This window comes from Roseicella aerolata (assembly GCF_020523605.1).
Classification (GTDB): domain Bacteria; phylum Pseudomonadota; class Alphaproteobacteria; order Acetobacterales; family Acetobacteraceae; genus Paracraurococcus; species Paracraurococcus aerolatus.
The window spans coordinates 15,205-41,981 of sequence record NZ_JAJAQI010000013.1; the positions used below are offsets into that span (position 1 = coordinate 15,205).

Annotated in this window: 22 protein-coding genes; 9 read left to right on the top strand and 13 right to left on the bottom strand. The window is 72.2% G+C overall.

Annotation, left to right across the window (positions count from 1 at the left end; translation table 11 throughout):
• The first annotated feature begins 186 nt into the window (after positions 1-186).
• Positions 187-1,500 carry a serine hydrolase domain-containing protein gene (locus tag LHA35_RS10330; RefSeq protein ID WP_226607985.1) on the top strand — a complete coding sequence of 438 codons (1,314 nt, stop codon included), beginning with the start codon at positions 187-189 and terminating at the stop codon, positions 1,498-1,500.
• Positions 1,501-1,638: 138 nt separating this feature from the next.
• Here the strand turns inward: LHA35_RS10330 and LHA35_RS10335 are convergent, their stop codons facing one another.
• The 6 genes from LHA35_RS10335 to LHA35_RS10360 all read right to left on the bottom strand — a co-directional run bounded on the left by LHA35_RS10335 (position 1,639) and on the right by LHA35_RS10360 (position 10,396).
• Complete coding sequence (locus LHA35_RS10335; RefSeq protein WP_226607987.1) at positions 1,639-3,735, bottom strand: PQQ-dependent dehydrogenase, methanol/ethanol family; 2,097 nt, start codon at positions 3,733-3,735, stop codon at positions 1,639-1,641.
• Positions 3,736-3,861: 126 nt separating this feature from the next.
• Positions 3,862-5,535 carry a hydantoinase B/oxoprolinase family protein gene (locus LHA35_RS10340; protein ID WP_226607991.1) on the bottom strand — a complete coding sequence of 558 codons (1,674 nt, stop codon included), beginning with the start codon at positions 5,533-5,535 and terminating at the stop codon, positions 3,862-3,864.
• Between the two features lie 20 nt (positions 5,536-5,555).
• Positions 5,556-6,011 carry a DUF3574 domain-containing protein gene (locus tag LHA35_RS10345; RefSeq protein ID WP_226607992.1) on the bottom strand — a complete coding sequence of 152 codons (456 nt, stop codon included), beginning with the start codon at positions 6,009-6,011 and terminating at the stop codon, positions 5,556-5,558.
• Positions 6,008-8,092, bottom strand: coding sequence for a hydantoinase/oxoprolinase family protein (locus LHA35_RS10350; protein ID WP_226607993.1), 2,085 nt, complete (start codon positions 8,090-8,092; stop codon positions 6,008-6,010). Before LHA35_RS10350 ends, LHA35_RS10345 begins: the two co-directional genes overlap by 4 nt.
• Positions 8,089-9,366 (bottom strand): hydantoinase/carbamoylase family amidase, encoded by a 1,278-nt coding sequence (locus tag LHA35_RS10355; protein ID WP_226607994.1) that lies wholly within the window; start codon positions 9,364-9,366, stop codon positions 8,089-8,091. Before LHA35_RS10355 ends, LHA35_RS10350 begins: the two co-directional genes overlap by 4 nt.
• A gap of 238 nt (positions 9,367-9,604) precedes the next feature.
• Positions 9,605-10,396 carry an SDR family oxidoreductase gene (locus LHA35_RS10360; RefSeq protein ID WP_226607999.1) on the bottom strand — a complete coding sequence of 264 codons (792 nt, stop codon included), beginning with the start codon at positions 10,394-10,396 and terminating at the stop codon, positions 9,605-9,607.
• 177 nt (positions 10,397-10,573) lie between these two features.
• Between LHA35_RS10360 and LHA35_RS10365 the strand changes: the two genes are divergently transcribed.
• Entirely contained in the window at positions 10,574-11,551 is a 978-nt protein-coding gene (locus LHA35_RS10365) for a 2-hydroxyacid dehydrogenase (protein ID WP_226608001.1), read from the top strand.
• A gap of 50 nt (positions 11,552-11,601) precedes the next feature.
• On the top strand, positions 11,602-12,567 hold the full coding sequence (locus tag LHA35_RS10370; protein ID WP_226608002.1) for an MBL fold metallo-hydrolase: 966 nt from the start codon (positions 11,602-11,604) through the stop codon (positions 12,565-12,567).
• 4 nt (positions 12,568-12,571) lie between these two features.
• Here the strand turns inward: LHA35_RS10370 and LHA35_RS10375 are convergent, their stop codons facing one another.
• The 4 genes from LHA35_RS10375 to LHA35_RS10390 form a co-directional block, all read right to left on the bottom strand.
• Positions 12,572-13,441 (bottom strand): amidohydrolase family protein, encoded by an 870-nt coding sequence (locus LHA35_RS10375; protein WP_226608003.1) that lies wholly within the window; start codon positions 13,439-13,441, stop codon positions 12,572-12,574.
• Between the two features lie 135 nt (positions 13,442-13,576).
• Positions 13,577-15,139, bottom strand: coding sequence for an EAL domain-containing protein (locus LHA35_RS10380; protein WP_226608004.1), 1,563 nt, complete (start codon positions 15,137-15,139; stop codon positions 13,577-13,579).
• Positions 15,140-15,206: 67 nt separating this feature from the next.
• Positions 15,207-15,737 carry a carboxymuconolactone decarboxylase family protein gene (locus tag LHA35_RS10385; protein ID WP_226608009.1) on the bottom strand — a complete coding sequence of 177 codons (531 nt, stop codon included), beginning with the start codon at positions 15,735-15,737 and terminating at the stop codon, positions 15,207-15,209.
• A 372-nt stretch (positions 15,738-16,109) separates the two neighbouring features.
• Positions 16,110-16,685, bottom strand: a complete 576-nt coding sequence (locus LHA35_RS10390; protein ID WP_226608011.1) for a peroxiredoxin — start codon at positions 16,683-16,685, stop codon at positions 16,110-16,112.
• Between the two features lie 279 nt (positions 16,686-16,964).
• Between LHA35_RS10390 and LHA35_RS10395 the strand changes: the two genes are divergently transcribed.
• From LHA35_RS10395 to ykgO, 3 genes are all read left to right on the top strand, one after another.
• Complete coding sequence (locus tag LHA35_RS10395) at positions 16,965-17,894, top strand: hydrogen peroxide-inducible genes activator (RefSeq protein WP_226608013.1); 930 nt, start codon at positions 16,965-16,967, stop codon at positions 17,892-17,894.
• A 30-nt stretch (positions 17,895-17,924) separates the two neighbouring features.
• On the top strand, positions 17,925-19,148 hold the full coding sequence (gene acdA, locus LHA35_RS10400; protein ID WP_264185468.1) for a 3-sulfinopropanoyl-CoA desulfinase: 1,224 nt from the start codon (positions 17,925-17,927) through the stop codon (positions 19,146-19,148).
• Between the two features lie 63 nt (positions 19,149-19,211).
• Entirely contained in the window at positions 19,212-19,337 is a 126-nt protein-coding gene (ykgO, locus tag LHA35_RS10405) for a type B 50S ribosomal protein L36 (protein ID WP_043337704.1), read from the top strand.
• 358 nt (positions 19,338-19,695) lie between these two features.
• On the opposite strand, the gene LHA35_RS10410 is transcribed toward ykgO, so the two are convergent.
• Positions 19,696-20,061 carry a hypothetical protein gene (locus LHA35_RS10410; RefSeq protein ID WP_226608014.1) on the bottom strand — a complete coding sequence of 122 codons (366 nt, stop codon included), beginning with the start codon at positions 20,059-20,061 and terminating at the stop codon, positions 19,696-19,698.
• A gap of 131 nt (positions 20,062-20,192) precedes the next feature.
• Here LHA35_RS10410 and LHA35_RS10415 point away from each other — a divergent pair, with 131 nt between their 5' ends.
• On the top strand, positions 20,193-21,650 hold the full coding sequence (locus LHA35_RS10415) for an FAD-linked oxidase C-terminal domain-containing protein (protein WP_226608016.1): 1,458 nt from the start codon (positions 20,193-20,195) through the stop codon (positions 21,648-21,650).
• On the top strand, positions 21,647-22,843 hold the full coding sequence (locus tag LHA35_RS10420; protein WP_226608017.1) for an FAD-binding protein: 1,197 nt from the start codon (positions 21,647-21,649) through the stop codon (positions 22,841-22,843). The genes LHA35_RS10415 and LHA35_RS10420 overlap by 4 nt, the downstream gene beginning before the upstream one ends.
• A 253-nt stretch (positions 22,844-23,096) precedes the next feature.
• Here the strand turns inward: LHA35_RS10420 and LHA35_RS10425 are convergent, their stop codons facing one another.
• Positions 23,097-23,600 carry a MarR family transcriptional regulator gene (locus LHA35_RS10425; protein WP_226608018.1) on the bottom strand — a complete coding sequence of 168 codons (504 nt, stop codon included), beginning with the start codon at positions 23,598-23,600 and terminating at the stop codon, positions 23,097-23,099.
• Between the two features lie 415 nt (positions 23,601-24,015).
• Between LHA35_RS10425 and LHA35_RS10430 the strand changes: the two genes are divergently transcribed.
• Complete coding sequence (locus LHA35_RS10430; RefSeq protein WP_226608020.1) at positions 24,016-24,753, top strand: enoyl-CoA hydratase/isomerase family protein; 738 nt, start codon at positions 24,016-24,018, stop codon at positions 24,751-24,753.
• 247 nt (positions 24,754-25,000) lie between these two features.
• Here LHA35_RS10430 and LHA35_RS10435 read toward each other — a convergent pair whose 3' ends face one another.
• A complete protein-coding gene (locus LHA35_RS10435; RefSeq protein WP_226608022.1) occupies positions 25,001-26,581 on the bottom strand; it encodes an HWE histidine kinase domain-containing protein in 1,581 nt (526 codons plus the stop codon).
• Between the last annotated feature and the right edge of the window lie 196 nt (positions 26,582-26,777).

Here is a 26,777-nt window from a genome sequence, read left to right on the forward strand (position 1 = left end):
CCGTGGATCGGGCCATTGTCTTCGCTGGCCGTCGCGCTGCGTCGGCGGACGGCTGCACCGATCCTAGTTCGGTGGCCCGGCCGGCGACAGGGTGAGGCGCCCGCGGGCGGCTTGCCGCGACGCGAGGGGCGCGGCAGCATCCGGCACATCGCGGGATTGCGTTGCCGCGGAAGAGAGGAAACATCCATGAGCACTACCCCGATCGGGCGGCGCGCGGCCTTCGCCGGCGCGGCCGCCGGCCTGGCCGCGGCCGCGCTGCCCGCCGCCGCGCAGACCAACGGCCAGCCCCGCCCGGCCGCGCCGGCGGCGCTGATCCGCGGCTTCTCGCGGGAGCGCCTCGCGCGCATCGCCCCCGTCATGCAGGCGGAGGCCGAGCGTGGCTCCTTCCCCGGCGCCGTCACGCTGATCGCGCGCCAGGGCGAGATCCTGCATCTCGAGGCGCATGGCCACCAGGACGCGGCGAAGACGAAGCGGATGCCGCGGGACGCCATCTTCCTGCAGGCCTCCATGACCAAGCCCATGACCTCGGTGCTGGCGATGATGCTGGTCGAGGAAGGGCGGATGAAGCTCGATGACCCGATCGGCGCGCATCTGCCGGAACTGCGCGAGCTGAAGGTGGAGGTGACGCGGGACGGCCAGACGGAGCTGGTGGCGCCGGTGCGGCCGCCGACGGTGCACGACCTGCTGCGCCACAGCGCCGGTTTCGTCTATGCCTCCGCCTCGCCCTCGCCGCGCATCAAGAGCCTCTACGAGGAAGGCAATATCGAGGGCCGCGCAGGCCCCATCACCGACGAGGAGATGCTGCGGCGGCTCGGGCAGATCCCGCTGGCGTTCCAGCCGGGCACCACCTTCTTCTACTCGATTGCGACCGATGTGCTCGGCCTGCTGGTCGCGCGCGTCGCCGGCAAGCGGCTGGATGCGGTGCTGGAGGAGCGGCTGCTGAACCCGCTCGGCATGCGGGACACGCACTGGTTCGTGCCGGCGGAGAAGCGCGCGCGGCTGGCCGAGGCGCCGGATTCCGATCCGCAGAAGGAGTCCATGTGGAGGAGCTACCGCATCCTGGAGGATGAGCGGGCGACCTCCTACCTCAAGGGCGGCGCCGGCCTGGTCTCCACCGCCGGGGACTACATCCGCTTCGCGCAGATGGTGGCCAACAACGGCGTCCATGAAGGCCGGCGCTACCTGGCCGCGCCGGTGGTGAACTTCATGCTGTCCAACCACACCATCGGCATGGCGGGCTCGCCCATGGCCTCCACCGGGCCGGGCTACGGCTTCGGCCTCGGCTTCGGGGTGCGGCTGCAGGACGGCATGGGCACGGCGCCGGGCAGCACGGGGGATGCCATGTGGGCCGGCGCCTGGGGCACCAGCTTCACCATCGACCGGGCGGAAGGGCTGGTCGCCATCCTGATGGCGCAGGGGCCGAGCAACCGCGTGCGGACGCGGATGATCTTCAAGAACCTGGTCTATGGCGCGATGGTGGAGAGCCTCCGCCGCGCCTGACCACAGCGCGCCGCAGTCCGGTCGGGACTGCGGCGTGCGGTGGCTCCGTGTTGTCGGGGCAGATCCACGCGTCCGGTCCTCCGGCCCCCTGCGCCGTGGGGGTGGGGCGCCGGGCGGGTCCCGGCGCCCGACCCGGCCTCAGCGCGGCCGGACGCTGTCCACGGTGGAGAGGATGAAGGCGCGGATCTGCAGCACCTGCGCCTCCTCCAGCCTGCCGTGGAAGCGGGGCATGCCCTGCTCGACGAAGGCACCGCCGAGCACGAGCTGCGGCAGGGCCTCCATCGTCTCGCGCGTCGCATAGCCGAGATTCGGCACGTTGCCGCCGCTGTTCACCCCCGGCACGCCATGGCAGCCCGCGCAATTCGCCACATAGAGGCCGGTGCCGGGCTCCACATCCTCCTTGCGATAGGCGATGCCGGAGACGAGCGGCCGCCGCTCCACCGTGACCGCTGCCGGCATGGCGGCCGTGCCGCCGAGGCGGAAGGTATAGACCCGGCCGGGCGAGACCCGTTCGGTCGCGCGCTGGACGATGCCATAGACCCCGCCCCAGCCGACCGCGATGGAGACGTATTGCTGCCCGTCGATCTCATAGGTCGAGGGCGCCGCGACCACGCCGGAGCCGACCGGCACCTCCCACAGCTTCCTGCCGCCGCGTGCGTCATAGGCGATAAAGCGGCCATCCGCCGTGCCCTGGAACACCAGGCTGCCTGCGGTGGTCAGCGTGCCGCCATTCCAGGGGGAGTCGTAGGGCTGCGACCAGGCCTCCCGCTGGTTCACCGGGTCCCAGGCGACCAGCCTTCCGAAGGGCTTGGAGGTCGGCTCCACGGCGTTCAGCAGGAAGCCGAGATTCCAGCCCGTGCCGCTCTGGAAGGCGCCCGGCCGGGTGGCGTTCATGCGCCAGTTCTGGTCGGGCGTCAGGGTCAGCGGCACGCCGTGCACCGGCATGTAGACCAGGCCGGTCTCGGGATTGAAGGACATCGGGTGCCAGTTGCGCGCGCCATAGGCGGTCGGGATCGCCTCGAAGGGCTTGACCGGGTCGCGCGCGGCCGGGTTCTCGATCGGCCGGCCGGATTCGTCATAGCCGGTCGCCCAGTTCACCTCGGTATGCGGCCTGGCCGAGATCAGCCGTCCATCCGTCCGGTCGATGACATAGAAGAAGCCGTTCTTCGGCGCGTGCAGGATGACCTTGCGCGGCCGCCCGCCGATGGTGAGGTCGGCCAGGATCATCGGCTGGGTGGCGGTGTAGTCCCAGTTCTCCCCCGGCACATGCTGGTAGTGCCAGACATAGGCGCCGGTATCCGGGTTCAGCGCGACGATCGAGTGCAGATAGAGGTTGTCGCCGCCCGCCGGGCTGCGGAGATGCTGGTTCCAGGGCGAGCCATTGCCCGTGCCGACATACATCAGGTTCAGCTCGGGGTCGTAGGCCATGGTGTCCCACATGGTCCCGCCACCGCCGGCCTCCCACCAGCGCCCGGCCGGGTCCCAGGTCCTCACGGCACGGGCCATGGACTCGTCCTCGGGCGGCTTCGAGGGATCGCCGGGCACCGCGAACCAGCGCCAGGCCTGCTCGCCCGTCTCGGCGTCATAGGCCGTGAGATAGCCGCGCACGCCGTATTCCGCGCCGCCATTGCCGATGACGACCTTGCCCCGGAAGACCCGCGGCGCGCCGGTGATGGTATAGGGGCGGGCGCGATCCGTGATGGTGTCGCGTTCCCAGACCTTCCGGCCGGTCGCGGCATCGAGCGCGAAGAGCCGCCCGTCATAGGAGGCGACATAGACCTTGCCGCGATGCACCGCGACGCCGCGGTTCACCACGTCGCAGCAGCCCTTCTCGCCGTAGTCCCGCGGCACTTCGGGGTCGAAGGTCCAGAGCTTCTCGCCGGTGCGGGCATTGACCGCATGGACCACGGACCAGGAGGCGGTGACATACATCACGCCGCCGACCACGACGGGCGTCGCCTGCACTCCGCGCTTCGAGCCGAGGTCGTAGGACCAGGCGAGGCCGAGCTGCGCGACATTCTCCGCGGTGATCGCGCGCAGCGGGCTGAAGCGGTTCTCGGCGTGGTTCAGCCCGTAGCTGGGCCAGTCCCGGCCGGTCGCGGCATTCTGCCGGATGAAGTCCTGGTCCACCCGCCCAAGGGCGGCGCGGATCTGCTCCGGCGTGAGGGACTGGGCGAGCGCGGTGCCGGTGGCACAGGCGAGGATGGCGCCGAATGCGGCGCGGGCCAGCTTCATCCTGAATGACCTCCCCAAACTCGGACGGCTTCGGTCCTTGTCCGGGAAGGTTAGGTCATCGCAGCTTTCGCACACAACCGCGACGTGTGGCGCTGGCGGCCGGCGCCGCCAACGCCTGCGTGAGCGTCAGGTCTCGACCCCGTAGAGCTCCCGCGCCGCCTGCCTGGTGATCAGTCCGTCCGCGACATCACGCTTCACCAGTTCCGGGTCGCGCTGCTTCGGGTCGCCCATGCCGCCGCCGCCCGGCAGCTTGAGCAGGAGGCGGCGCCCCTTCGGGATCACCTGGAAGCCCTTGGTGCGGAGCGGCGTGCCATTGGCGTCGTTCAGCCCGACCCAGCCGCCGGCCCCCTCGCCACCGCCTTCCCGGCCCTTGGGCGGGTTGGCGACGCGGTCGAAGATGGCGTTCACGGCGAATTCGGCCTCGCCCTTGGCGCCGATCTCCATGATCTGGCCGAAGCCGCCGCGGGTTCGGCCGGCGCCGGCGCTGTCCGGCCGCAGCTCCTTCTTCCAGAAGATCACGGGGGCGACATTCTCCGTCGCCTCCACCGGCATGGTGCGCACGCCGGAGGGGAAGGCGATGCCGTCCAGCCCATCCTTGCTCGGCCGCGCGCCGGTGCCGCCGGAGTTGAAGGTGATGATCTCGAAATCCTCGACCTCCGCCGCCTGGCCCGAGACCTGGCTGCCGCCGCGCAGCGGCGGGTTCCACAGCGCCGAGGAGCCCTCCGCATTCACCCGTTCCGGCACCGCCTGGTGCAGGCAGCCCATCATCAGGTCGGGCAGGAGCTGGCCGACGACATGGCGGACGCTGACCGCATAGGGGCGCGGCGCGTTGAGGATGCAGCCCTCCGGGATCACCATCTGGAAGGGGCTGAGGCTCGCCCAGTTGTTCGGGATCTCGGGCGCCACGACGCATTTGATCCCGAAGCAGGAATAGGCCCGGCAATAGGCGGGCGGGACATTGATGCCGCGCGTCGAGAGGCCGGAGGTGCCGGCATAGTCCACCACGATCCGCCCGTCCTCGATGGTCATGGCGGCGTTGAGCGTCACCGGCGCTTCGTAGCCGTCCGATTTGATCTGCGCGCGGTAGGTGCCCTTGGGGAGCTTCCTGATCTCCTCCAGCGTGGCCTGGAGCGAGCTCTCGAAGATGAAGCCGGCCAGAGGGTCGAGGCTGTCCATGTCGAACTCGTCGAGCATTTCTACGAGTCGCTTGGCGCCCGCGTCGTTGCAGGCGCAGAGGGAGTAAACGTCCCCTTCCAGTTCGACCGGTGTCCGCGAACCGGCGCGGAGGAAGTCGAAGAAGGTCTCGTTCGGCTGGCCGCGGTCGAAGCATTTCACAATGGGGACGTAGAGGCCTTCCTCGAAGACGCTCCGCCCCTCCGGGCCCATGCCGAGGCCGCCGATATCGATGATATGCGCCGTGTTGGCGAAGAGGCCGACGATCTTCCCGCCCCGGAAGGCGGGCGTGACCACCGTCAGGTCATGCAGGTGCCCCGTGCCGAGCCAGGGATCGTTGGTGATGTAGTGGTCGCCCGGCTGCATGGTGTGGGCGGGGAATTTCGCCAGGAAATGCCCGACGCTCTCGGCCATGGAGTTCACATGTCCGGGCGTGCCGGTGACGGCCTGGGCCAGCATGCGGCCCTGCAGGTCGAAGATGCCGGCCGAGAGGTCGCCCGCTTCCCGCACCGTGGTGCTGAAGGCGGTGCGGATCATGGTCTGCGCCTGTTCCTCGACCACCGCGATCAGGCGGTTCCACTGGATCTGGCGCTGGATGGTGGCGAGGGCGCCCTGGGATTCGGCCATCTTCCGGTCCTGCCTTCGAATCAGAAGCCTGCCGCGCAGGCCTTGGTGACGAGGATGCCGACGCTCTGCTGCTGGAAGTCGCGCCGGTAGGTGTCGATGGCGGCCCGCAGGGAGTGCAGCGCCGCCTCGGCCGTCTCGGACGGCACGGTGACGAGGAAAACCTTGGTCGGCTCGGCCAGGGCCTGTCCCTGCCAGGTCCCGACCGCATCCAGGATGGTGGAGCCCTGGGGAAAGCGCGGCGTGAGATGGGCGAGACGGAACCGCTCCCACTCCGCCTCCGGGACCCTGAGGAATTCCCGCCCGTCCTGCCTGACGTTGCGGCCGAAGAAGGCGGTGAGGGCGCTGCGCTCCGTCATCCCGGCGGGGCAGGGGGTGGGCAGCACCACGACCTCCGCCGGCCTGGGCGCGCCGGCGTTGATCGTGCAGCCGCCCGCGAGCAGCAGGCCGGTCAGCGTGGCGCAGCGCGCCAGGGTCATGCGCGCCCGCCCGCCCCGCGATTCTCGAGGTCGAGATAGCCGAGCGAGTCCATCCGGCAGGTCCAGCCCGGCCCGACCAGCGTGCTCGTCTCCGCCTCCGCCACGATGCAGGGGCCCGTCACCATGGCGCCCGGCGCCATGGACGCGCGGTCATAGATGGGCCAGTCCGCGACCTCGCCGGTCACCGTGTCCCGCACCGCCTGGGTGCGGATCGGCGCGGGGGCGGGGGCCGCATGCGCCTCGGCCGCCGGCTCCACCGGCTCGAGGATGGTGGCGACGGTGACCGCGAAGCTCAGGATCTCCACATCGCTGCCCGGCACCGGCCGGTCGTAGAAGCGGGTGTATTCCTGGTCGTAGAGCGCGCGGATGGTCTTCACGTCCTCCGCATCCATGTCGCGCGGCGGCAGCGGCACGGCGATCTCGTGGCCCTGGCCGACATAGCGCATATAGGCGATGCGGCTCTCCTTGGTCTCCGCCCCGAAGGCCCCCTTGGCGACCACCGCCGCCGCCTCGGCGGCCATGCCGGCCAGCAGGGCGTTCACCGCCGCCACGTCGAAGCTGGCGAAGCGCTGGTAGAGGCTGCGGACGACCTCATAGGCCACCGGCGCGCGCAGGAAGCCGATGGCGGAGCCGACGCCGGCGCCGCTCGGCACCAGCAGCCGCCTCACCCCGATCTTCTCCGCGACGCGGTAGCCATGGACGGGGCCCCCGCCGCCGAAGGCGATGATGCTGCGGCCGTCGAACCCCTTGCCGCTCTCGATCGCATGCACGCGGGCGGCGTTGGACATGTTCTCGTCCACCATCTCGACCACGCCGAGCGCCGCCATCTCCGCCGGCAGGCCGAGCCTGCCGCCCACCTCGGCGGCCAGCGCATCCCGCGCCCGCTCCGGATGGAGCTTCAGGTTGCCGCCCGCGAAGGCGTCCGGATCGTAGCGGCCGAGCGCCAGGTTGGCATCCGTTACCGCCGGCCTGGAGCCGCCGCGGCCGTAGCAGGCCGGGCCGGGATCGGCGCCCGCGCTCTCCGGCCCGACGGTGATGCGGCCCATGCTGTCCACCGCGGCGATGGAGCCGCCGCCGGCGCCGATCTCCACCATCTCGATCACCGGGATGCGCAAGGGCAGGCCGGAGCCCTTCTTGAACCGCCCGACCCGCGCCACCTCGAAGGTGCGGGAGGCCTGCGGCTGGAAATCGTCGATCAGGCAGACCTTCGCCGTCGTGCCGCCCATGTCGAAGGACAGCACCTTCGCCAGGCCGCGCTCCTTCGCCACATGCGCCGAGAAGATGGCGCCGCCCGCCGGGCCGCTCTCCACCAGCCGGATCGGGAAGCGCGCCGCGGTGTCCAGCGTGGTGAGCCCGCCGCCCGAGAGCATCATGAAGACCGGGCAGGCGAGGCCCGCTTCCTGCAAGCCGATCTCCAGCCGCCTGAGATAGCTGGCCATCAGCGGCTGCACATAGGCATTGGCGACGGTGGTGCTGAACCGCTCCCACTCCCGCATCTCCGGCGAGACCTCGCTGCTCAGCGAGACCGGCACCTCCGGCCAGAGCCGCTTCACGATCGCCGCCGCCTGCTTCTCATGCGACGGGTTCACGAAGGCATGCAGGAAGCCGATGGCGACCGCCTCGATGCCCTCGGCCTGCATGAAGGCGACGTGCCGTTCCACCGCCGCCTCGTCCAGCGGCAGCAGCACCTTGCCGGTATTGTCCAGTCTTTCGGTGACAGGCAGGCGCCAGCGGCGCGGCACCAGCGGCTGCGGCAGCTCGATGTTCAGGTCGTACTGGTCGTAGCGGCTCTCATTGCCGAGGGCGAGGACGTCGCGGAAGCCCTCCGTCGTCAGCAGCGCGGTCCGGGCACCCTTGCGCTCGATGACCGCATTGGTCGCCAGCGTCGTGCCGTGGATCACCAGGGCGATGTCGGCGGGCGCGAGCCCGGCCCTGGCCAGCACCACCTGCACGCCTTCCAGCACGCCCTTCTCGGGCGCCGCCGGCGTGGTCAGCACCTTGGCGGTCCAGCGCTCCGCGCCGCGCTCGATGGCGAGGTCGGTGAAGGTGCCGCCGATATCGACTGCGAGGCGTGCGGTCACGCTGCATCCCCTTGGCCGTACTCCGCCGCGAAGCGCTGGGCGACCGCGCAGGCCGCCGCGAAATCCTCCATCCGCATGTCTTCCTTCGGGTTGTGGCTGCCGTTCTGGTTGCGCACGAAGAGCATGCCGGCCGGCACACCGGCTTGCGCGAAGGCGGCGGCATCATGCCCGCCGCCCGATGCCATGGAGAGATGCCGGATGCCGAGTGCCTCGGCGGCCCGCTTCAGCCCGGCCTGCACGCCGGCATCCATCAGGCTGGCGCGGCTGCCCGCCTCCGGCCCGAGGTCGAATTGGACGCCGCGCCGCGCCTCGATCTCCGCGACCTTGTCGTAGAGCACCTCGAACAGCGCGTCGCAGGAATGCAGGTTGACGCTGCGGACATCGAGCTGGAAATGCGCCTCGCCGGCGATCCTGGTGAAGCCCGCTTCTGGCGCCGTCGCCAGCACGCAAAAGGTGCAGACCATGCGGTGGCCGCGCGCTTCCAGCTGGCACCAGGCCTCGTCCAGCGCCACGGCCAGGTCGGCGAGCGCGATGGCGGCGTCCCGGCGGTATTTCCGCGGCGTGGCGCCGGAGTGGTTCCACTCGCCCAGCACCTTGCCCTGCCGCAGCCGGCGGCTGCCGGGGATGCCGGTGATGATGCCTACGGGCACTTCCTCGGCCTCCAGCACCGGCCCCTGCTCGATATGCACCTCGAGGAAGGCGGCGACGCCATCGGGGCCGATGGCCTTCTCGCCGCGCTCGATGAAGCCGGGGTCGAAGCCCTCGTCCTTCATGTGCTCGGCGAGCGTCCGGCCGGTGTCCAGCCGCCGCACGCCAAGCTCCTCCGGCTTCATGATGCCGAGCGCGCCGCGGCTGCCGGGATAGCTCGTCGGGAACCAGGCGCCCGCCTCCTCGGCGCGGATCGCCATGACGGTGATGTCGCGCGCCGGGGTGAAGCCGGCGCGCCTCATGCCGGCGACCGCTGCCAGCCCGGCCAGCACGCCCGCGGCGCCGTCGTAATTCCCGCCGGACTTCACGCTGTCCAGGTGGCTGCCCAGGATCACCCGTTTCGCCGCGCGGTCGGCGCCCGGCAGGGTCAGGTAGAGGTTGCCGACGGGGTCGACCTTCCTCTCCAGGCCCAAGGCCTCGCCGGCCTCGGCGAGCAGCGCATGCGCCATGCGCTCGCCGGGCCCGAAGGCCTCCCGCGTGATGCCGGTGCCGTCGAAGCTCTTCTCGCGCAACTCGGCGAACAGGCGCCCGGCCAGCGCGACATCGGGGGTGAGGTTGGGCAGCATCCGAGGCTCCTTGCGGGGTCGCGGCGCGGCCCCGTCCGCCGCTACAGCGGATTGGCGTTCAGAACTGAACGCCAATCCGCTGTAGGCTGATGATTGTCGGGCAGATTCACGCTCCCGGGCGGTGACGCCAGTCCGCGATCTGCTCTAGCGAAGCTCATTCTAGCGAAACTCATGCCGGTTCACGGAACCGGCCGGATCAGGCGGTGGCCGCGGGCGGCCGCCCGCGGCCTGCCCATTTTCAGACCATCCCGCGCACGCGGCCGCCATCCACGCGGATCATGCTACCGGTGATGTAGGCGCCCTTGTCGCTGGCCAGGAAGGCCCCCATCGGGCCGTAGTCGTCCGGCGTGCCGAGCCGCCCGGCCGGGATCTCGGCGGCCGCCTCGGCCAGCGCCTCCTCGAAGGAGACGCCCTTCTGCTTGGCGCGCGCCGTGGTGGTCTGGGTCACCCGGTCGGTCTGGATGGTGCCGGGGGCGAGGACGTTCATCGTCACCCCGTCCTTCGCCACCTCGCCCGAGAGGGTCTTCAGCCAGCCCCAGATCGAGGCCCGCAGCGTGTTGGACAGCGCCAGCGTCGGGATCGGGTGCTGCATGCCGGTGCTGCCCACCACGATCACCCGGCCCCAGCCCTGCTGCCGCATCGCCGGCAGCAGCCGGTTGGTGATGCGGATGGGGGAGACGACGATGTGCTGGAACCACTCCAGCAGCGCCTCCTCGGTGATCTGGGAGGCCGAGCAGGGGGGCGGGCCACCATGGTTCAGCACCAGGATATCGACCCCACCCATGGCGGCCACCGCCGCATCGGCCAGCCGGTCCATGTCCTCGCTGCGGGCCACGTCGGCGACCACGCCCGCGGCCGAGGCCGCGCCCTTCGCCTTCAGCTCCGCTGCCGCCTGGTCCAGCCGGCCCTGGTCGCGGCCGCTGATCACCACCGCGGCCCCCTCGGCCGCCAGCGCATCGGCGATCGACCGGCCGAGGCCCTTGGTTCCGCCCATCACCAGGGCCCTGCGGCCCTTCAACCCGAGATCCATGCGACCGGTCTCCCCTCCGATTCAGGGGGGCGACGGTGCCCCCGGCCAACCAACAAGGCAAGAAGCCGGGGGGAGGTATGCCCCCGCCACCCCCCCTATTTCCGTGAGTTTGGCACCCGTCGGGCTGGCAAGCCGGGACTGCGCTGGTAAAGGGGCCGCAAGAAGGAGATGTCCCCCATGGCCAAGCCGATCCTGCTCGTCACCCGCAAGCTGCCCGAGGCGATCGAGGCCCGCGCCGCGCGCGACTACGACGCCCGCCTGAACCCGCAGGACGAGAACTGGTCCACCAAGGGCGCCGAGATCGCCAGGCGTGCCACCGAGATCAAGGCGGAGGGTATCCTGGGCGCCGCCGGCGACCAGTTCGACGCGGCCTGCATCAAGGCCCTGCCGGAGAGCGTGAAGGTCATCGCCACCTTTTCCGTCGGCTTCGACCATATCGACACCGCTGCTGCGAAGGCGCGCGGCATCGTGGTGGTGAACACGCCGGAGGTCCTCTCCTTCGCCACCGCCGAATGCGCCTTCACCCTCATGCTCATGGCCGCCCGCCGCGCCGGGGAGGGGGAGCGGATGGTCCGCGCCGGCCAGTGGAAGGGCTGGGCGCCGACCCAGCTCATGGGCGTGACGCTGGAGGGCAAGAAGCTCGGCATCCTCGGCTTCGGCCGGATCGGGCGGGAGCTGGCCAACATGGCCCGCGGCTTCCGCATGGAGATCCACTACCGCGACATCCAGAAGCTGCCGCCCGAGATCGAGCAGGGCGCCATCTATCACGACAACGAGGACAGCTTCCTGTCCACCATCGACATCCTGTCGATGCATGTCCCGGGCGGGGAGGCGAACCGCCACTGGCTGAATGCCGCGCGCATCGCCCGGATGAAGAAGGGCGCGCTGGTGGTGAACAGCGGCCGCGGCGTCTCGGTCCATGACGAGAGCCTCATCGCCGCGCTCAGGTCCGGCCATATCCGCGCCGCCGGCCTCGACGTCTATGACGGCGAGCCGAAGGTGAACCCGGGCTATCTGACGCTGGAGAACGTGGCCCTGCTGCCGCATCTGGGCAGCGCCACGATCGAGACCCGCGACGCCATGGGCCACCGGGCGCTGGAGAACCTGGATGCCGTGCTGATCAAGGGCACGGAGCCGCCGCACCGGGTGGCGTGACCCCCGGCCCCCGGCGCATCCTCCCCGCAAGACCCCGGGGAGGATGCCTCATGGAGACCACCCGCCGCGCGACGCTCGCCGCCGCGCCCGCAGCCCCCGCCCTCATCGGCCGGGCCGCCGCCCAGGCGCCAGCGCCCACCACATCGCCTGCCGCCGTGCCGCAGGCGCCGGGCTGGTACCGCTTCCGGATCGGCGGCTTCACCGTCACCACCGTCTTCGACGGCTTCAACCGCCGCCAGGTGGACGGCCTGGTCCGCAACGTCCCGCTGCCGGAGGTGCAGGCGACGCTCGCCGGGAGCTTCCTGCCCACCACCACCTATGACGGCCCCTACACCGTCACCTTCGTCGATACCGGGCGGCTGCTGATCGCCTTCGATGCCGGCACCGGCGGCCAGATGGCGCCGACCGCCGGGCTGCTGGCGCCGAACATGGCGGCGGCCGGGCTGGACCCGGCACGGGTCGGGCTGGTGGTGATCACCCATTGCCACCAGGACCACATCCACGGCCTCACCACGCGGGACGGCACCGCGGTCTTCCCGAATGCCGAGGTGGCGGTGGCCGAGCCCGAATGGGCCTGGTGGAGCGACCCCGGCAACGAGAGCCGCAGCCCGCAGGGCCAGCGGGCGAATTTCGCCAATGTCGCCCGCCGCTTCGCCCCCTACCAGGCGCGGCTGCGCCGCTTCGCGCCAGGGGCGGAGGTCTCTCCCGGCATCCATGCGATCGCCGCGCACGGCCACAGCCCGGGCCACTGCATCTTCCGCGTCGCGGATGACGGGGAGCAGGCGATGATCCTGGCCGACACCACGCATCGGCCGGAGCTCTTCGCCCGCCGCCCCGGCCTGCATGCGGTGTTCGATTTCGACCCGGCCGCCGCCGAGGCGACGCGCCGCCGCGTGCTGGACATGGTGGCGGCCGACCGCATCCGGGTGATCGGCTATCATTTCCCCTTCCCGGCGGCGGGCCACATCCTGCGGGAGGGGGAGGGGTACCGCTATCTGCGGGCGGAGTGGGCCTGAGCTATCACCTCCAGTAGAGCCGCGTCGGGTTCTCCACCAGCACCTGCCGCCGCAGCCCCGCATCCGCCGTGAACAGCGCGAAGAGGTCCACGAGGTCGCCGTCATTCGGCATGTCGCCGCTGATGTTCGGGTGCGGCCAATCGGTGCCCCAGAGCACCCGCTCCGGCGCCGCCTCGATCAGCGCAGCGGCGAAGGGCACGGCATCGGTGAAGGGCCTGCCTGCCGAGGAGACGCGCTCCGCCCCGCACACCTTCACCCAGGCGAGAGGGTTCTGCATGAGGCGCAGAAGCTGCCGGAAGGGCGCCTGGCCGAGGCCCCCCTTCGCCTTCACCCGGCCCATATGGTCGATGACGAAGGGCACCCGCAGCCGGCCGATCCGCGCCGCGTGCTCCAGGATGTCCTCGGCATCCAGGTGCAGCACCACATGCCAGCCGAGCCGCTCGATCCGCCCGAGCACGGCATCGAACACATCGAGGTCGGGGGCACCGCCGAGATGGCGGACGAAGTTGAACCGCACGCCGCGGATGCCGCCCGCATGCAGCCGCGCCAGCTCGTCATCGGTCACGCCGGCATCGAGGATGGCGATGCCGCGATACGCCCCGCCCGAGGCGGCGATCGCGTCCAGCATCGCGGTGTTGTCGGTGCCATGGCAGCTCGCCTGCACGATCACCGCGCGCTCGACGCCGATGGTCCGATGGACGCGCCGCAATTCCTCGACCGGCGCGTCGGGCGGGGTATAGGCGCGCCCCGGCGCATAGGGGTAGCGGCCGGCCGGGCCGAAAACATGGCAATGCGCATCGCAGGCGCCGGGCGGCAGGCGGTGGCGCGGCACATGCGTGTGCGGGTCCGGCGGCTGGCAACTGCGGTCGGTCATCGCCTTCCTCCCCTCCGGGCCGGCGGCGCCCGCCCGAGCCTGCCTGGCCTGCCCGCCAGGGGTGGGCAGGGGCGGAGGCGCGACGATGCCATGCGGGGCGGCCCGGGATGATGGGACGCCGGGCGCGCGGCCCGGTCAACCGCTGCCGGGCAGGGGGCCGGGCCGCCCGAACAGCCAGCCCTGGCCGTAGTCCACGCCCAGCTCCTGCATCAGCCTGGCTTCCGCCTCGGTCTCGATCCGCTCGGCGACCACCCGGGCGCCGACGGTGCGGGCCAGCTCCACCATGCCGGCCACGATGCCGCGGTCCTGCGCGCTGCGCCCCGCCGCCGTCACATAGAGCCCGTCGATCTTCACATAGTCCACCCGGAAGGCGCGCAGATAGCGGAAGGCCGCGGCGCCGGCGCCGAAATCATCGATGCAGAGCGGCAGGCCGCGCTCGCGCAGCGCCTCCACCGTGCGGACCGCCTCGGCCTCGTTCTCGATCTCGGCGGTCTCGGTGATCTCGACCAGCAGGCGGTGGGACAGCAGCGGCTCGGCATCCAGCAGGGCCAGCAGCTTCTCCCGGAAGTCCGGGCTCTGCAGCGTGAGGCCCGACAGGTTGGCGGCGATGCGGCTGCCGCGCGCGGTGCGGGCGGCGGCGCAGACCGCGGCGAGCACCGCCCAGTCCAGCTCCTCCGACAGGCCCGCGGTCTCGGCGAAGGTGATGAACTCCTGCACGCCGCTGACCGGCGCCGCCGCGTCCGGCTCCGGCCGCAGCAGCGCCTCCCAGTGGTGGGGCATGCGGTCGGCGAGTCCGACGATCGGCTGGAAGGCCATGCGGAAGCGGCGTTCGGTGATGGCGCGGCGCAGCCAGACGGCGCGGGCACAGGCTTCCGCGACGAAGCCGGAGAGGCCATCGGCAAAGCCGGCCTGGTCCAGCGCCTCCGGCCCGTCGCGGGTGAAGCTGGCGAGCGCATGGCGCAGCGCGCGGGAGGCCTGCATGGGCGTCAGCCCAGCCGCCTGCAGCGGCAGGCTGCGGGTGGCGACCGAGGCGGCCTCCCCCGCCAGCGCGGCGATGCGGGCGCCGAGCGTGGCGAGATCGGGCTCCTCCTGCGAGATCAGCCCGTAGCGGCCGGCGGCCAGTTCCCCCGCGACGCCGTCGGGGCTGAGGGCGGCGGAGATGGTATCCCGGATCTGGGCGGCGATCTCAGGCGGCGGGGCAAGGGGGCCGTCGGCGCCGCGCAATTCGATAAGCCCGAGCGTGCTTCCGGCCCCGCCCTCCCGTGCCGCCAGCTCGGCCGCATCGCGCAGGGCGGCGGGGCCGGACTGGGGCGGTGCCGTGGCCGGGCTGGCCGGCATGGCGGCGAGGGTGAGGCAGAGCTGCCCCGCCTCCTGGCCGAAGAGCCGCAAGCCGGAGCAGGACATCGGCGTGCTGGCGGCATCGGCGAGCCGGAAGCGGGTAGGGGGCAGCCGGTCGCGCGCCAGCAGGCCGGCGAAGGCGAGGTCGAAGGCCGCCCGGTCCGGTTGTGCCAGCATGTCGCGCACCCGGCGGCCGACCCAGGCCTCGGCCGGGCTGCCGAGGCGGCTCTGCAGCGCCCCGGCGGCGAAGAGGACGCGCCCCTCGGGTGTCACCTCCAGCAGGATCTCGGCCGCGGCGAGGGCGAAGGTCAGGAACCGCTCCCGGTCCGTCACCCGCCTCGCCTGCCCCTTGCCGTCCATTCGCCCGCCGCCCGCCTGGTCCGAGAAGGGGGGACCATGCCGGGGCCGGGTGAAGGCCGGGTGAAGATCAGGCGGCGAGCGCCGCCTCGGCGTCGAGCGTCACGGCCGTCGCATGCACCACCGAGGCGATGCGGACCGCGGCCTGCACCATCTCCTTCGTCATGCCGTGCTGGAGGACAACCTTCTCATGCGCCTCCATGCACATGCCGCAGCCATTGATGGCGGAGACGGCGAGCGACCAGAGCTCGAAATCCGCCTTGTCCACGCCGGGCTTCGCCATGACGTTCATGCGCAGCTTCGCCGGCATCTGGGCGTAGTCGCCATGCACCAGGTGGGTGAAGCGGTAGTAGATGTTGTTCATGCCCATGATGCTGGCCGCGGCCTTGGCGGCGGTCAGCGCCTCCGGGCTCAGCTTCGGCCCGAACTCGCCGACGATCGCCCCGATGACCGTGGCGTTGCGGCTGGCCAGCGCCGAGGCGATGAAGCAGCCGGCGCGCTGCTGCTCGTTCAGCACCGGCTCGGTCGAGAGGCTGCCGAGGTTCAGCTTCTGGTCCTTGGCGTAGTCGGGCAGGGCGTTGCGCAGGGCGTCGAGCGACATGGCGGGCTCCTTCCGTTGCTCTGATTGTCGAGGTGGGCGGAGCGGATGCGGGGCGCGCCTGCATCCGCTCGGCCCACCCTCTCCCGCGCCGGCGGCACGGGAGAGCGCGGGGCTACGGCGGATCGCGTTCATCTCTGGACGCCTGTCCGCCGTCGCTCCTTGTGTTTCGGGCCGGGTCACGTTCCCGGGCGTTCACGCCCGTCCGCGATCTGCTCCAAGGGGGCTGCCGGGTTCGCGTTGACATTGCGCGGCAACGGCAATGGGGACTGCTTGCGTCCTTTTCGGCCGCGCAAGCAGGGTTGGCCGGGACCCCATCGCAGCAAGGCTGCGATGGGAACCGGCGTGGCGGCTACCCCTGCGGCCGGCCCGAACTCAGGCCGCCTTCTCGAACAGTTCCTGCGGCTTCAGGACCTCCTTGCCCTTCTCCCAGTTGCAGGGGCAAAGCTCATCGGTCTGCAGCGCGTCCAGCACGCGCAGCACTTCCTGCGGATTGCGGCCGACATTGAGGCCGTTCACCGAGGCCCACTGGATGGTGCCGTCCGGATCGACGATGAAGGTCGCGCGCAGCGGGACGCCGGCATTCTTGTCGAGGATGCCGAGGCCCTCGGACAGCTCGCGCTTCACATCCGCCAGCATCGGGATCGGCAGGTCGCGGATGTCATCGTTGTAGACGCGCCAGTTCAGGTGCACGAACTCGCTGTCCGTGGAGACGCCATAGACCACGGTGTCGCGGTCGGCGAACTCGCCGGCCAGCTTGCCGAAGGCCGCGATCTCGGTCGGGCAGACGAAGGTGAAGTCCTTCGGCCAGAAGAAGACGACCTTCCACTTGCCGGCATCGGAGTCCGAGGAGATCTCGGTGAAGGACTTGCCCGGGCCGCCGAGGCCCTCCGCCCCGCCCTTCACGGCGGTCAGCTTGAAGGCCGGGAATTTGTCGCCAACGGTCAGCATGCGGTCTGTCCCCTGGGTTGGTTGATGCAATGGACCCTTCGCTCGCGGCGCGGCCGGGGCCGTGCTGCGATGCAGCATGTATGGGGCTGTGCCGCTCCCGTTTCCAATGAATAGTTTTCTGAGTTTCGATCGAGATGATCGATTAAGTATCGGCCAGTACGTGTCGCGCCTTCGCGATGTTGCGATGCGGAATGCCGCCTTGTCCTCCGGCGGCGCCTTCCGTGGTGCAGCATCGACCGCCATGGTACGGAGCCGGCAGCCGGGTTCCGACCGAGGCCGATGACACCCCTCCCTTCGCCGCAGCAGCTCCGCTACCTCCTCGCGCTCGCCGACCATGGCCATTTCGGCCGGGCGGCGGTGGCGTGCGCGGTGACGCAATCCACCCTTTCGGCCGGCATCATCGCGCTCGAGCGGCAGCTCGATGCCGGGCTGCTGGAGCGCGGCGCGGCCAAGCGCCCGGTCTTCACCCCGCTCGGCCTTGAGGTGGTCGCGCGCGCCCGGGAGGCGCTGGCGGCGCTGGGGGCGGTGGCGGAGACCGCGGCCGCGGCGCGCGACCCGCTTGCCGGCCCGCTGCGCCTCGGCGTCATCCCGACCATCGGCCCCTTCCTGCTGCCGCGGCTGATGCCGGCGCTGCGGGATGGCTTCCCGCGCCTGCGCCTCTGGCTGCGGGAGGACCACACGGAGCGCCTTGTGGCGCAGCTCGAAGCCGGCCGGCTGGACCTGCTGCTGCTGGCGCTGCCCTGCGCCTGCGGGGAGGCGGAGACGCTGGCTCTCACGGACGACCCCTTCCTGGCCGCCCTGCCGGCCGGGCACCGGCTGGCGGCGCGGGACCGCGTGCCGGCCGGCGCGCTGGCGGCGGAGCGCTTGCTGCTGCTGGAGGACGGGCATTGCCTCAGGGAACATGCGCTGGAGGCCTGCGGCCTGCCGCATGGCGCCCTGCCGCCCGAGGAGGGTTTTGCCGCCACCTCCCTCCATACCCTGGTGCAGATGGTCGCCAGCGGCCTGGGCGTGACCCTGGTGCCGCGTCTCGCGGTGGAGGGCGGCGTGCTGGCCGGGACGAGGGTGGAGGTTCGGCCACTCGAGAATGCCGACGGGGTGGAGGCAGCGCCAGGCCGCAGCCTGGCGCTCGCCTGGCGCCCGCGGAGTCCGCGCGCCGCGGAATTCCGCGGCCTGGCGCCGGCCATTGCGGCGGCCGTGCGCGGCGGGTAACCGGGAACTCCCTGGGGAGGGAGTGACAGGATGGACGGGCTGACGCCGGAACAGGCGAGGCTGCGCGACCGCGCGCGGGAACTGGCGCGGGAGGCCGCGGCGCAGGCCGCCGGGACCGACCGGACGGAGCAGTATCCCTGGCCGATGGTCCGCCGCATGACGGAGGCCGGCTTCCTCGGCCTGACCATCCCGCGGGAATGGGGCGGCTCCGGCCTCTCCTATATGGATGCCGTCCTGGTCATCGAGGAATTCTCGAAGGCCTGCGCCGTCTGCGGCCGCGTCGCGGTGGAGGCCAATATGGGCGCGATCGGCGCCATCATGGCCTATGGGACCGAGGCGCAGAAGCGCATCGCCGCCGGGCTGGTGCTGGCCGGCGACAAGCCCGCCATCCTGATCACCGAGCCGGAGGCGGGCTCCGCCGCGACCGAGATGCGCACGCGCGCGGTGCGGCGCGGCGAGACCTGGGTGATCGACGGCGACAAGACCTGGATCACCGGCGGCGGCGTCTCCCGCCTCCACCTCGTCTTCGCCCGCGCCGTCGAGGATGGCGAGGAGAAGGGCATCGGCGGCTTCATCGTGGTGCGGGAGGGGGAGGGGATGCCGGCCGGCATGGAGGCGCGCCGCATCCCGTCCCTCGGCCTCCGCGGCATGCCGGAGGCGGATGTGGCGCTGCGCGGCCTGGTTGTGCCCGATTCCATGGTGCTGCGCCCGCCGGGCGGCTGGGCGCGCGGCTTCGGCCGGCTGATGGATGCCTATAACGGCCAGCGCGTCGGCGCCGCGACGGTCGCGCTCGGCCTCGCCGCCGGGGCCTATGACCACGCCCTGGCGCGGGCCCAGGCGCGCCGGCAATTCGGCCGCCCGATCGCGGAATTCCAGGGCCTCGCCTGGATGCTGGCCGACATGTCGATCGAACTGGAAGCCTCCCGCGCCCTGATCTGGCGGGCCGCCCGCTCTGCCGGGCCGAACGGCTTCCCGGACCGGCTGGCCGCCGCCCAGGCCAAGGTCATGGCCGCCGACATGGCGATCCGCGTCACCAACCAGGCGCTGCAGGTCTGGGGCGCCGCCGGCTACAGCCGGGACAACCCGATGGAGCGCTATCTGCGCGACGCCCGGATGTTCGCGATCGCCGGCGGCACGGCGCAGGTGCTGCGGACCCAGGTGGCGGAGCAGATCCTGGGCCGCAGGCTGCCGCAGACCCGGGACGGGTTCCTGCGGCTGGCGGCAGAGGAGGGCCGCAAGACAGCCGCCGGATAGCGCCAACGGTTGACAGCACGCCCGCCTTTCCCTACACGCGCCGCCTCTCGAAGGTCCGCCAAGATGAAGATCCGCAACAGCCTCAAGACCGCGAAGACGCGCGACAAGAACTGCGTGGTGGTGCGCCGCCGCGGCCGTCTGTACGTGCTGAACAAGAAGAACCCCCGGCTGAAGGCCCGCCAGGGCTGAGACGCCACGCCCGCCCCCTGGGGCGGGTCCGATCGGGTTCGCGCACCCGCCGCCGGCTTCGCCGCGGCGGGTTTCCGCGTTTGTGCGGCTGTCCGGTCGCCGGCATGGGGCAGTCCGCCGATTCCCCTCCGCCGCGGCCGAAGGCGCTTCCGGGCGAAGTCCCGGGGGACAGGGGATCGCGCTCCTCCCTGCCCGCCGATGCGCGGTAGCACGCTGTTGTCAGGGCAGGGTTGCGCTGCGCCCGATCGCCGGGGCGGCGCGCCCGGGCCGCGAGCGGCGAGGCATCCGGGCGGGCGCTGGCCCCGCGCGGCCGCACCGCCAGGCCGGGGAGGGGCCCGCCCTGGCCATGCCCGGCGGCTCAGCGCGGCGTCAGCCTTTCCGTGCCCATGCCGCCGCCCGTGGTCCAGCTGCCGCGCAGCCGGCCGTCCGGCTCCACATCGAAGACCGCGATGCCCGGCCGCCCGTCGATCACGAAGGAGACGGCGAGCACGCCGCCCTGGATCAGGCCGAGCCCGATGACCTGCTCGTCCCCGACCTGCCAGCGCGCCACCCAGCTCGCGGCGGGGCCGGCCTGCAGGAGGAACCGCCCCTCATAGGTGCTGCCATCCGGGTTGGTCCCCTCCACCTCATAGAGGCCCTCGCGGATCTGCGCGGCGGCGGGCAGGGTGGCAATCAGGCCAGGCGTCAGCGCTGCGGCGAGCAGCGCGGGGCGGAAGCGGAACAAGCGCATCTCCAGAACTCGCAATCCGCCGGAAACTGCCCGCGCCGCCGGGGCAGGGCAAGCGCGCCGCTTGCCGGGCGGGGCGGTCCGGCCCATTTTCCGCCCAGGATTCGCTGTGGTCAGGAGAGACGGACGTGATCAGGCTGCCCGAGCCGAAGCAGGCGGTGATGGCCCGCCGCGAGGAGATCATCGCCGACCTCCGCCGCCTGGTCCCGGGCGGCCCGCTGGGCGAGGCCGTAATCGGTGAGCCGCTCCGCCTCAAGCCCTATGAGACGGACGGCCTCTCGGCCTACCGCCAGCCGCCGCTCGCCGTGGTGCTGCCGCAGACCACCGAGGAGGTGGCGGCCGTGCTGCGCTACTGCCACCGGAACGGCATCCGGGTGATCCCGCGCGGCGCCGGCACCAGCCTCTCGGGCGGTGCCCTGCCGCTGGCGGATGCGGTCGTCATCGGCCTGATGCGCATGAACCGCATCCTGGAAGTGGATTACGAGAACCGCCTCGCGGTGGTGGAGGCCGGGGTCACCAATCTCGGCATCACCAACCATGTCGCGGGCGACGGCTTCTTCTACGCGCCCGATCCGTCCAGCCAGCTCGCCTGCATGATCGGCGGCAATGTCAACATGAACTCGGGCGGGGCGCATTGCCTGAAATACGGCGTCACCGCCAACAACCTGCTCGGCCTGAAGCTCGTCACCATCGAAGGCGAGATCCTGGAGGTCGGTGGCAGTCACCTGGATGCAGCGGGCTATGACTGGATGGGGCTGCTGACGGGCAGCGAGGGGCAGCTCGCCATCATCACCGAGGTGACGGTGCGCATCCTGCGCGCCGCCGAGGGCCAGCGCGCCATGCTCGCCGCCTTCAAGGGCACGGAGATCGCGGGCGCCGCGGTCGATGCCATCATCGGCTCCGGCATCATCCCCGTGGCGCTGGAGTTCATGGACAAGCCCTGCATCCATGCCTGCGAGGCCTTCGCCCATGCCGGCTACCCGCTGGATGCCGAGGCGCTGCTGATCATCGAGGTCGAGGGCAGCACCGAGGAGCAGGACATGCTGCTCGGCAAGCTGAAGGACATCTGCAGCCGCTTCGACCCGATCAGCCTGAAGGTCGCCCAGACCGCCGAGGAGAGCATGGCGATCTGGAAGGGGCGCAAGGGCGCCTTCGGCGCGGTCGGCCGGATCAGCCCCGATTACCTCTGCATGGACGGCACCATCCCGACCAGCGAATTGCCGCATGTACTGAAGCGCATTGGCGAGATGAGCACGCAGTACGGCCTGCAGGTCGCCAATGTCTTCCATGCCGGCGACGGCAACCTGCACCCGCTCATCATGTTCGACGCCAACGACCCCGAGAGCTTCCGCCGGGCGGAGGCCTTCGGCGCCGACATCCTGAAGCTCTGCGTCGAGGTCGGCGGCTGCCTGACCGGCGAGCACGGCGTCGGCGTCGAGAAGCGCGACCTGATGAATGTGCAGTTCACCCGCGATGAGTTGCGGCTGCAGCGCGCCATCAAGGGGGCCTTCGATCCCGACTGGCTGCTGAACCCCGCCAAGGTCTTCCCGCTGGAGGACAACCCTGGCCTGCAGCAGGCGGCATGAGCGGCCAGGTCCTGACGCCGGCGAGCGAGGCCGACCTCGCCGCCGCGATCGCGGCTGCCTCCGGGGCGGGCGAGCCGCTCGCCATCGAGGGCAACGGCACCAGGCGCGCCCTGCTGCGACCGGTGCAGGCGGCGCGCACGCTCTCGACGCGCGGCCTCTCCGGCATCACGCTCTACCGGCCGCAGGAGCTGATCATCTCCGCGCGCGCGGGCACGCCGCTGCCGGAGATCGAGTCGGCGCTGGCGGAAAAGGGCCAGCACCTGATCGCCGAGCCGCCGGCCCTCTCCGCCCTGTTCGGGGCGGAGCGCCCGCCGACCATCGGCGGGCTGGTCTCGACCAACCTCTCGGGCCCGCGCCGCATCACGGGCGGCGCAATGCGCGACCACGTCATGGGCATCCGCGCCGTCACCGGCACCGGCGAGGTGTTCCGCAGCGGCGGGCGGGTGCTGAAGAACGTCACCGGGCTCGATCTCTGCAAATTGCTGACCGGGGCCTATGGCACGCTCGGCGTCCTCACCGAGGTGACGCTGCGGGTTCTGCCCGCGCCGGCCGCTTCCGGCACCCTGGCGGTGCGCGTGGCGGACCTCGCGGCCGGGGTGCGGGTGCTCTCGGCCGGGCTCTGCAGCCCCTTCGGCGTCTCCGGCGCGGCGCTGCTGCCCCAGGGTACGCAGGATGGCACGGCCGGGCGGCCCGGCCCGCTCGCCCTGCTGCGCATCGAGGATTTCGCCGAGTCCGTCGACTACCGCATCGGGCGCCTCCGCGCGGACCTCGCCGCGATGGGCGAGGTCTCCCGCATCGAGCATGAGGAGAGCCGCGCCCTCTGGGCCGCGGTGCGGGAGGCCGGGCCGCTCGGCGCCGCGCCGGAGGAGGCGGTCTGGCGCGTCTCGGTGAAGCCGACTGCGGGGCCGAGCGTGGCCGCCGCCGCCGGCCTCGACAAGGTGCTGCTCGATTGGGGCGGCGGTCTGGTCTGGCTGGCCGGGCCGGCGACGCCAGAGGCGCATGCCAGGGTGGTTGCCGCGGCCGGGGCCGCCGGCGGCAGCTTCACCCTGTTCCGCGCGCCGGAGCCGCTGCGCGCCGCAGTCGCCGTGCTGCCCGAGGAGCCGGCGCCGCTTGCCGCGATCGGGCGCCGGGTGAAGGCGGTGCTCGACCCGAAGGGGATCCTGAATCCGGGGCGGATGCGCGCCGGCTGCTGATCCGCGCGGCGCGTCCCGGTCCCCTCCGGCACGGATGCCAAGGGCCGCGCCGGGCGCCTACAGCGGATTGCGTTCAGAATTGAACGCCAATCCGCTGTAGACCATTGCTTGCAGAGCAGATTCACGCTCCCAGGCGTTCACGCCCGTCCGCGATCTGCTCAGCCCACCATCGGCCGCAGGCCAGGGATGAGCAGTCCGGGCGCCCGGGGCCGTGATGCGCCGCCGCGGCGCGCCGGCCCGGCCGTCGCCGCGATCAGCCCGAGTCCGGCCGGTACGCCTCCCTGGCCTCCTCCGCCGGCGGCGGGGGGCTCGGCACGGCGAGGCCGGTCGCCACCCGCTCCAGCACCGCGAGGCAGGTGGCGAGTTCCGCCTCCGGGATGCCGGCCAGGATCTCGGCCCGCACGCCGGTCGCCGCCGCCTCGATTCGGTGGATCAGCGGGCGGGCCTTCCCGGTGAGGTGCAGAGTCTTGGCGCGCCGGTCATGGGCGGCTTCCCGCCGCTCGACCAGCCCCTCGCCCTCCAGCCAGTCCAGGGTGCGGACCAGGGTCGGCCCCTCGATCAGCAGCCGGGCGGCGAGATCCTTCTGCGTCATCCCCTCGCCGCCGCGGGAGATGGAGAGCAGGGCCAGCCAGCGCGCCTCGGTCAGGCCGAACTCCGCGATCCGCTGATCGAGGCGCGCGCGCCATCGCCGCGCGATCTGCGCGATGAGGATGCCGAGCCGCCACTGGGTATGGGCGAGGGTGGACCCGTCCCGCATCCGGCAAGGGTAGGACGCCCACGAATAATGAGGAAGCTAGATATTCTCCGGCGGACCGGATGATCCCCACAATCGGTGTGCGGTGCGGCATGCCCCTCGGCACGCCGCCATGGGCGGTCCCTTCCTTCCAGGCGCCCGCCCGCGCCTGTCTGGCCCGGGGCGGAGGGCAGCCGCTACCGGGCGCCGGCCCGGCGCAGGCCATTCCCTGCCGGGCAGCGTCACCGCCGCCGGCTGTCCATGCCCCTCCGCGATCCGCTCCGGGCCATCGGCCGAAGAGCGGGGGCACGCCTCCGGTCGTTCCCGGCCCGCCGCGTTCCGCCCTATCCCTTCGCCCGGTCAGGCCGCATGCTGCCCGGCGGGCAGGATAAGGGAGGGGACGGATGGCGAGGCGCGGCGATGGCACCGGGGTGCCGGCATGAGCCTGGTGCTCGCCAGCCGCGCCGATGGCGTGGCGACGCTCAGCCTGAACCGGCCGGAGCGCGGCAATGCCCTCGGCCCCGATCTGGTCGAGGCGCTCGGCGAGGCCTTCGAGCGTGCGGTCGCGCATGGCGCGCGGCTTCTCGTGCTGCGCGGGGAAGGGCGGCATTTCTGCACCGGCTTCGACCTGACGGATCTCGAGAGCCTCTCGGATGGCGACCTGCTGCTGCGGGTGGTGCGGATCGAGGCGCTGCTCCAGCGCATCCACGCCGCGCCGGTGACGACCCTCGCGGTCGCGACGGGCCGCACTTTCGGCGCCGGTGCCGACCTCTTCGCCGTCTGCGACCGGCGGATCGCCGCGGCGGGGGCGAGCTTCGCCTTTCCCGGCCCCGCCTTCGGACTGGTGCTCGGCACGGCGCGGCTGGCGGCGCTGGTCGGGCGGGACCGGGCAAGGGAGGTGCTGCTCTCCGGCCGCGAGATGACGGCGGAGGCCGCCGTCATGGCCGGCCTCGCCACCGCCGTGCTGCCGCCGGAGGACATCGCGCCCGAGATCGCCCGTGCCGCGGCGGAGGCGGCGCGGCTCGATCCCGCGACGGTCGCCGCCCTGCATCGCCGGACCACGCAGGCCGAGGATGACGCGGACCTCGCCGCGCTGGTGCGCAGCGCGGCGCGGCCGGGGCTGAAGCAGCGGATCCTGGACTACCGCGCGCAGGTGGCGGCGCGGCGGAAGGGATAGCAAGGATCGCCGCAGGCGATGCGCGACCGGAGGCGCGAAGACCAAGGTCCATTGCGGGCTGTAGCGGCGCCTGGGTGGGCCGGGACGAGGCCGAGCGCGCTCAGCTCAAGAACCGGCGGCGGATCGGCGTCCGGGCCTGTGGGCCAGCCGCTACCCACCGGGTCGCCGGCCAGCCTGCCGGCGGGGCCGCGGCCGCCAGGGACGGCGCGGCAGCGGATCGCGGGGGAAACCCGGCCCCGGCCGTGGCTCATGCCGCCCGGTGGCCTGCCGGCACCGTGGCATCGGCAAAGATGCGGGCCGCCGGCAGGCTCAGCTCGCAGATCAGCCCGGCCGGCGCCCATTGCCAGTCGATCCGGCCGCCGAGCTGGTCCGTGATGGTGCCCCGCATGACGCGGGAGCCAAAGCCCGGCCGCTGCGGCGGGCCGGCGATCTCCGGCCCCTCGCTCTCGGCCCAGCGCAGCCGCAGCGCCCCATCCTCCGGCGCGATGGACCAGGTCACCGCGACCCGCCCCTGCGGCACGGACAGGGCGCCGTGCTTGATCGCATTCGTGGCCAGTTCATGCAACGCCATCGAGAGCGGCTGCGCCGCCTGCGCCGCGAGCATCACCGGGGGGCCGGCGACCTGCGCGCGCGGCGGCTCCCCCGGGGCCGCCGGCGTCAGGAAGGACCGCAACTCGCCGCAGACCAGGTCGCGCAGATCGGCGCCGGCCCAGCGCCGCTCGGTCAGCAGCGTATGGGCGCGGGCCAGGGCCGCCACCCGCCCCTCGACCGCGGAGGCATAGGCGCGCGGGTCCTCGGCCGGGGTCAGACGCAGCGCCGCCAGCACCACCGCCAGCGCATTCTTCGCCCGGTGGTCCAACTCGCGCGTCATCAGCACCTGCCGCTCATCCGCGCGGCGCCGCTCCGTCACGTCCCGCAGCAGGCCGGAAACCCGCCAGGCCGCCGGGTCCTCCGCGCTGCCGCGCTGCACCTCCCCACGGATCTGCGCCCAGAGCACGGCGCCGTCCGGCATGGTGACCCGGAACTCCTCCAGCAGCGCGCCGCCCTCGGCCGCCAGGCGCCGCGCCGCCTCCTCCAGCCGCGGCCGTTCCTCCGGATGGGCAATCGCCGGCCGGCCGTGCAGCTCCAGCGGCGCCCCGTCGCTGAGGCCGAGCAGGCGCCGCAGCGCGCCGCGCAGGGCATTGTGGTGGCCGGCGGCGGAACTGGCCTCGAAGGCGACGACCCCGGCCGCCTCCTGGGCGCGGCGCAGCCGGGCCTCGGCCTCCGCCGCCTCCCGGGCGCGGCGCGCCTGCAGGCGCAACTCCAGCTCGTCCATCGCTAGGCCGGCGAGGGCGGTGAGCCAGCGCCGCTCATGCGCGGAGATGCCATCGGGCCGGGGCGTGGTGCCGATGACGCAGACAGTGCCCAGGGCGAAGCCGTCCGGCGTGCGCATGGGCGCGCCGGCATAGAAGCGGACATGCGGCTCCCCGGTCACCAGCGGGTTGTCGGCGAAGCGGGGATCCCGGGTCGCGTCCGGCACCACGAAGACCTCCTCCGGATCGCTCCAGATGGCATGGGCGCAGAAGGCGCAGGAGCGCGGGGTCTGCTGCACGTCGATGCCGATACGGGCCTTGAACCATTGCCGCGTGTCATCGACGAGGGAGATGAGCGCGATCTCCACGCGCAGGAGATCGCAGGCGAGCATCGCCACGCGGTTGAAGGGTTCTTCCTCCGGCGTGTCGAGGATGCGGTAGCGGTGCAGCGCCGCCAGCCGGTCCTCCTCTTGCCGGTCCGCCGGTGATGCCGGCGCACTTCCGTTCGATGCGCCCGTCTCTTCGAAGGCAGCCATACCCCCAAACCCAAGGTGCGGTCGCCATGGTTCATGGTCAGCGACGGCGGAAAAGCATTCATGCGCATACACGCGCAGGTGTGACAAGGCGACTGCCCCGCAACGGGTCGGCGCACCGGCGCGCATGCCGTCCCGCAGGGAGGTTGACGCGGGCGCGCCGCCGCGGTTGCGCAGAGTGCCGGGCCGCCCGCCGCCG

Excerpts from the sequence above, each read along its gene's own strand:
- LHA35_RS10380 (WP_226608004.1), bottom strand. The coding sequence starts at position 15,139 with ATGGACGGCAAGGGGCAGGCGAGGCGGGTGACGGACCGGGAGCGGTTC.
- LHA35_RS10335 (WP_226607987.1), bottom strand. The coding sequence starts at position 3,735 with ATGAAGCTGGCCCGCGCCGCATTCGGCGCCATCCTCGCCTGTGCCACC.
- acdA (WP_264185468.1), top strand. The coding sequence starts at position 17,925 with ATGGACGGGCTGACGCCGGAACAGGCGAGGCTGCGCGACCGCGCGCGG.
- LHA35_RS10370 (WP_226608002.1), top strand. The coding sequence starts at position 11,602 with ATGGAGACCACCCGCCGCGCGACGCTCGCCGCCGCGCCCGCAGCCCCC.
- LHA35_RS10395 (WP_226608013.1), top strand. The coding sequence starts at position 16,965 with ATGACACCCCTCCCTTCGCCGCAGCAGCTCCGCTACCTCCTCGCGCTC.
- LHA35_RS10340 (WP_226607991.1), bottom strand. The coding sequence starts at position 5,535 with ATGGCCGAATCCCAGGGCGCCCTCGCCACCATCCAGCGCCAGATCCAG.
- LHA35_RS10355 (WP_226607994.1), bottom strand. The coding sequence starts at position 9,366 with ATGCTGCCCAACCTCACCCCCGATGTCGCGCTGGCCGGGCGCCTGTTC.
- LHA35_RS10360 (WP_226607999.1), bottom strand. The coding sequence starts at position 10,396 with ATGGATCTCGGGTTGAAGGGCCGCAGGGCCCTGGTGATGGGCGGAACC.
- LHA35_RS10425 (WP_226608018.1), bottom strand. The coding sequence starts at position 23,600 with ATGCGGGACGGGTCCACCCTCGCCCATACCCAGTGGCGGCTCGGCATC.
- LHA35_RS10330 (WP_226607985.1), top strand. The coding sequence starts at position 187 with ATGAGCACTACCCCGATCGGGCGGCGCGCGGCCTTCGCCGGCGCGGCC.
- LHA35_RS10420 (WP_226608017.1), top strand. The coding sequence starts at position 21,647 with ATGAGCGGCCAGGTCCTGACGCCGGCGAGCGAGGCCGACCTCGCCGCC.
- LHA35_RS10345 (WP_226607992.1), bottom strand. The coding sequence starts at position 6,011 with ATGACCCTGGCGCGCTGCGCCACGCTGACCGGCCTGCTGCTCGCGGGC.
- ykgO (WP_043337704.1), top strand. The coding sequence starts at position 19,212 with ATGAAGATCCGCAACAGCCTCAAGACCGCGAAGACGCGCGACAAGAAC.
- LHA35_RS10390 (WP_226608011.1), bottom strand. The coding sequence starts at position 16,685 with ATGCTGACCGTTGGCGACAAATTCCCGGCCTTCAAGCTGACCGCCGTG.
- LHA35_RS10365 (WP_226608001.1), top strand. The coding sequence starts at position 10,574 with ATGGCCAAGCCGATCCTGCTCGTCACCCGCAAGCTGCCCGAGGCGATC.
- LHA35_RS10375 (WP_226608003.1), bottom strand. The coding sequence starts at position 13,441 with ATGACCGACCGCAGTTGCCAGCCGCCGGACCCGCACACGCATGTGCCG.
- LHA35_RS10430 (WP_226608020.1), top strand. The coding sequence starts at position 24,016 with ATGAGCCTGGTGCTCGCCAGCCGCGCCGATGGCGTGGCGACGCTCAGC.
- LHA35_RS10385 (WP_226608009.1), bottom strand. The coding sequence starts at position 15,737 with ATGTCGCTCGACGCCCTGCGCAACGCCCTGCCCGACTACGCCAAGGAC.
- LHA35_RS10435 (WP_226608022.1), bottom strand. The coding sequence starts at position 26,581 with ATGGCTGCCTTCGAAGAGACGGGCGCATCGAACGGAAGTGCGCCGGCA.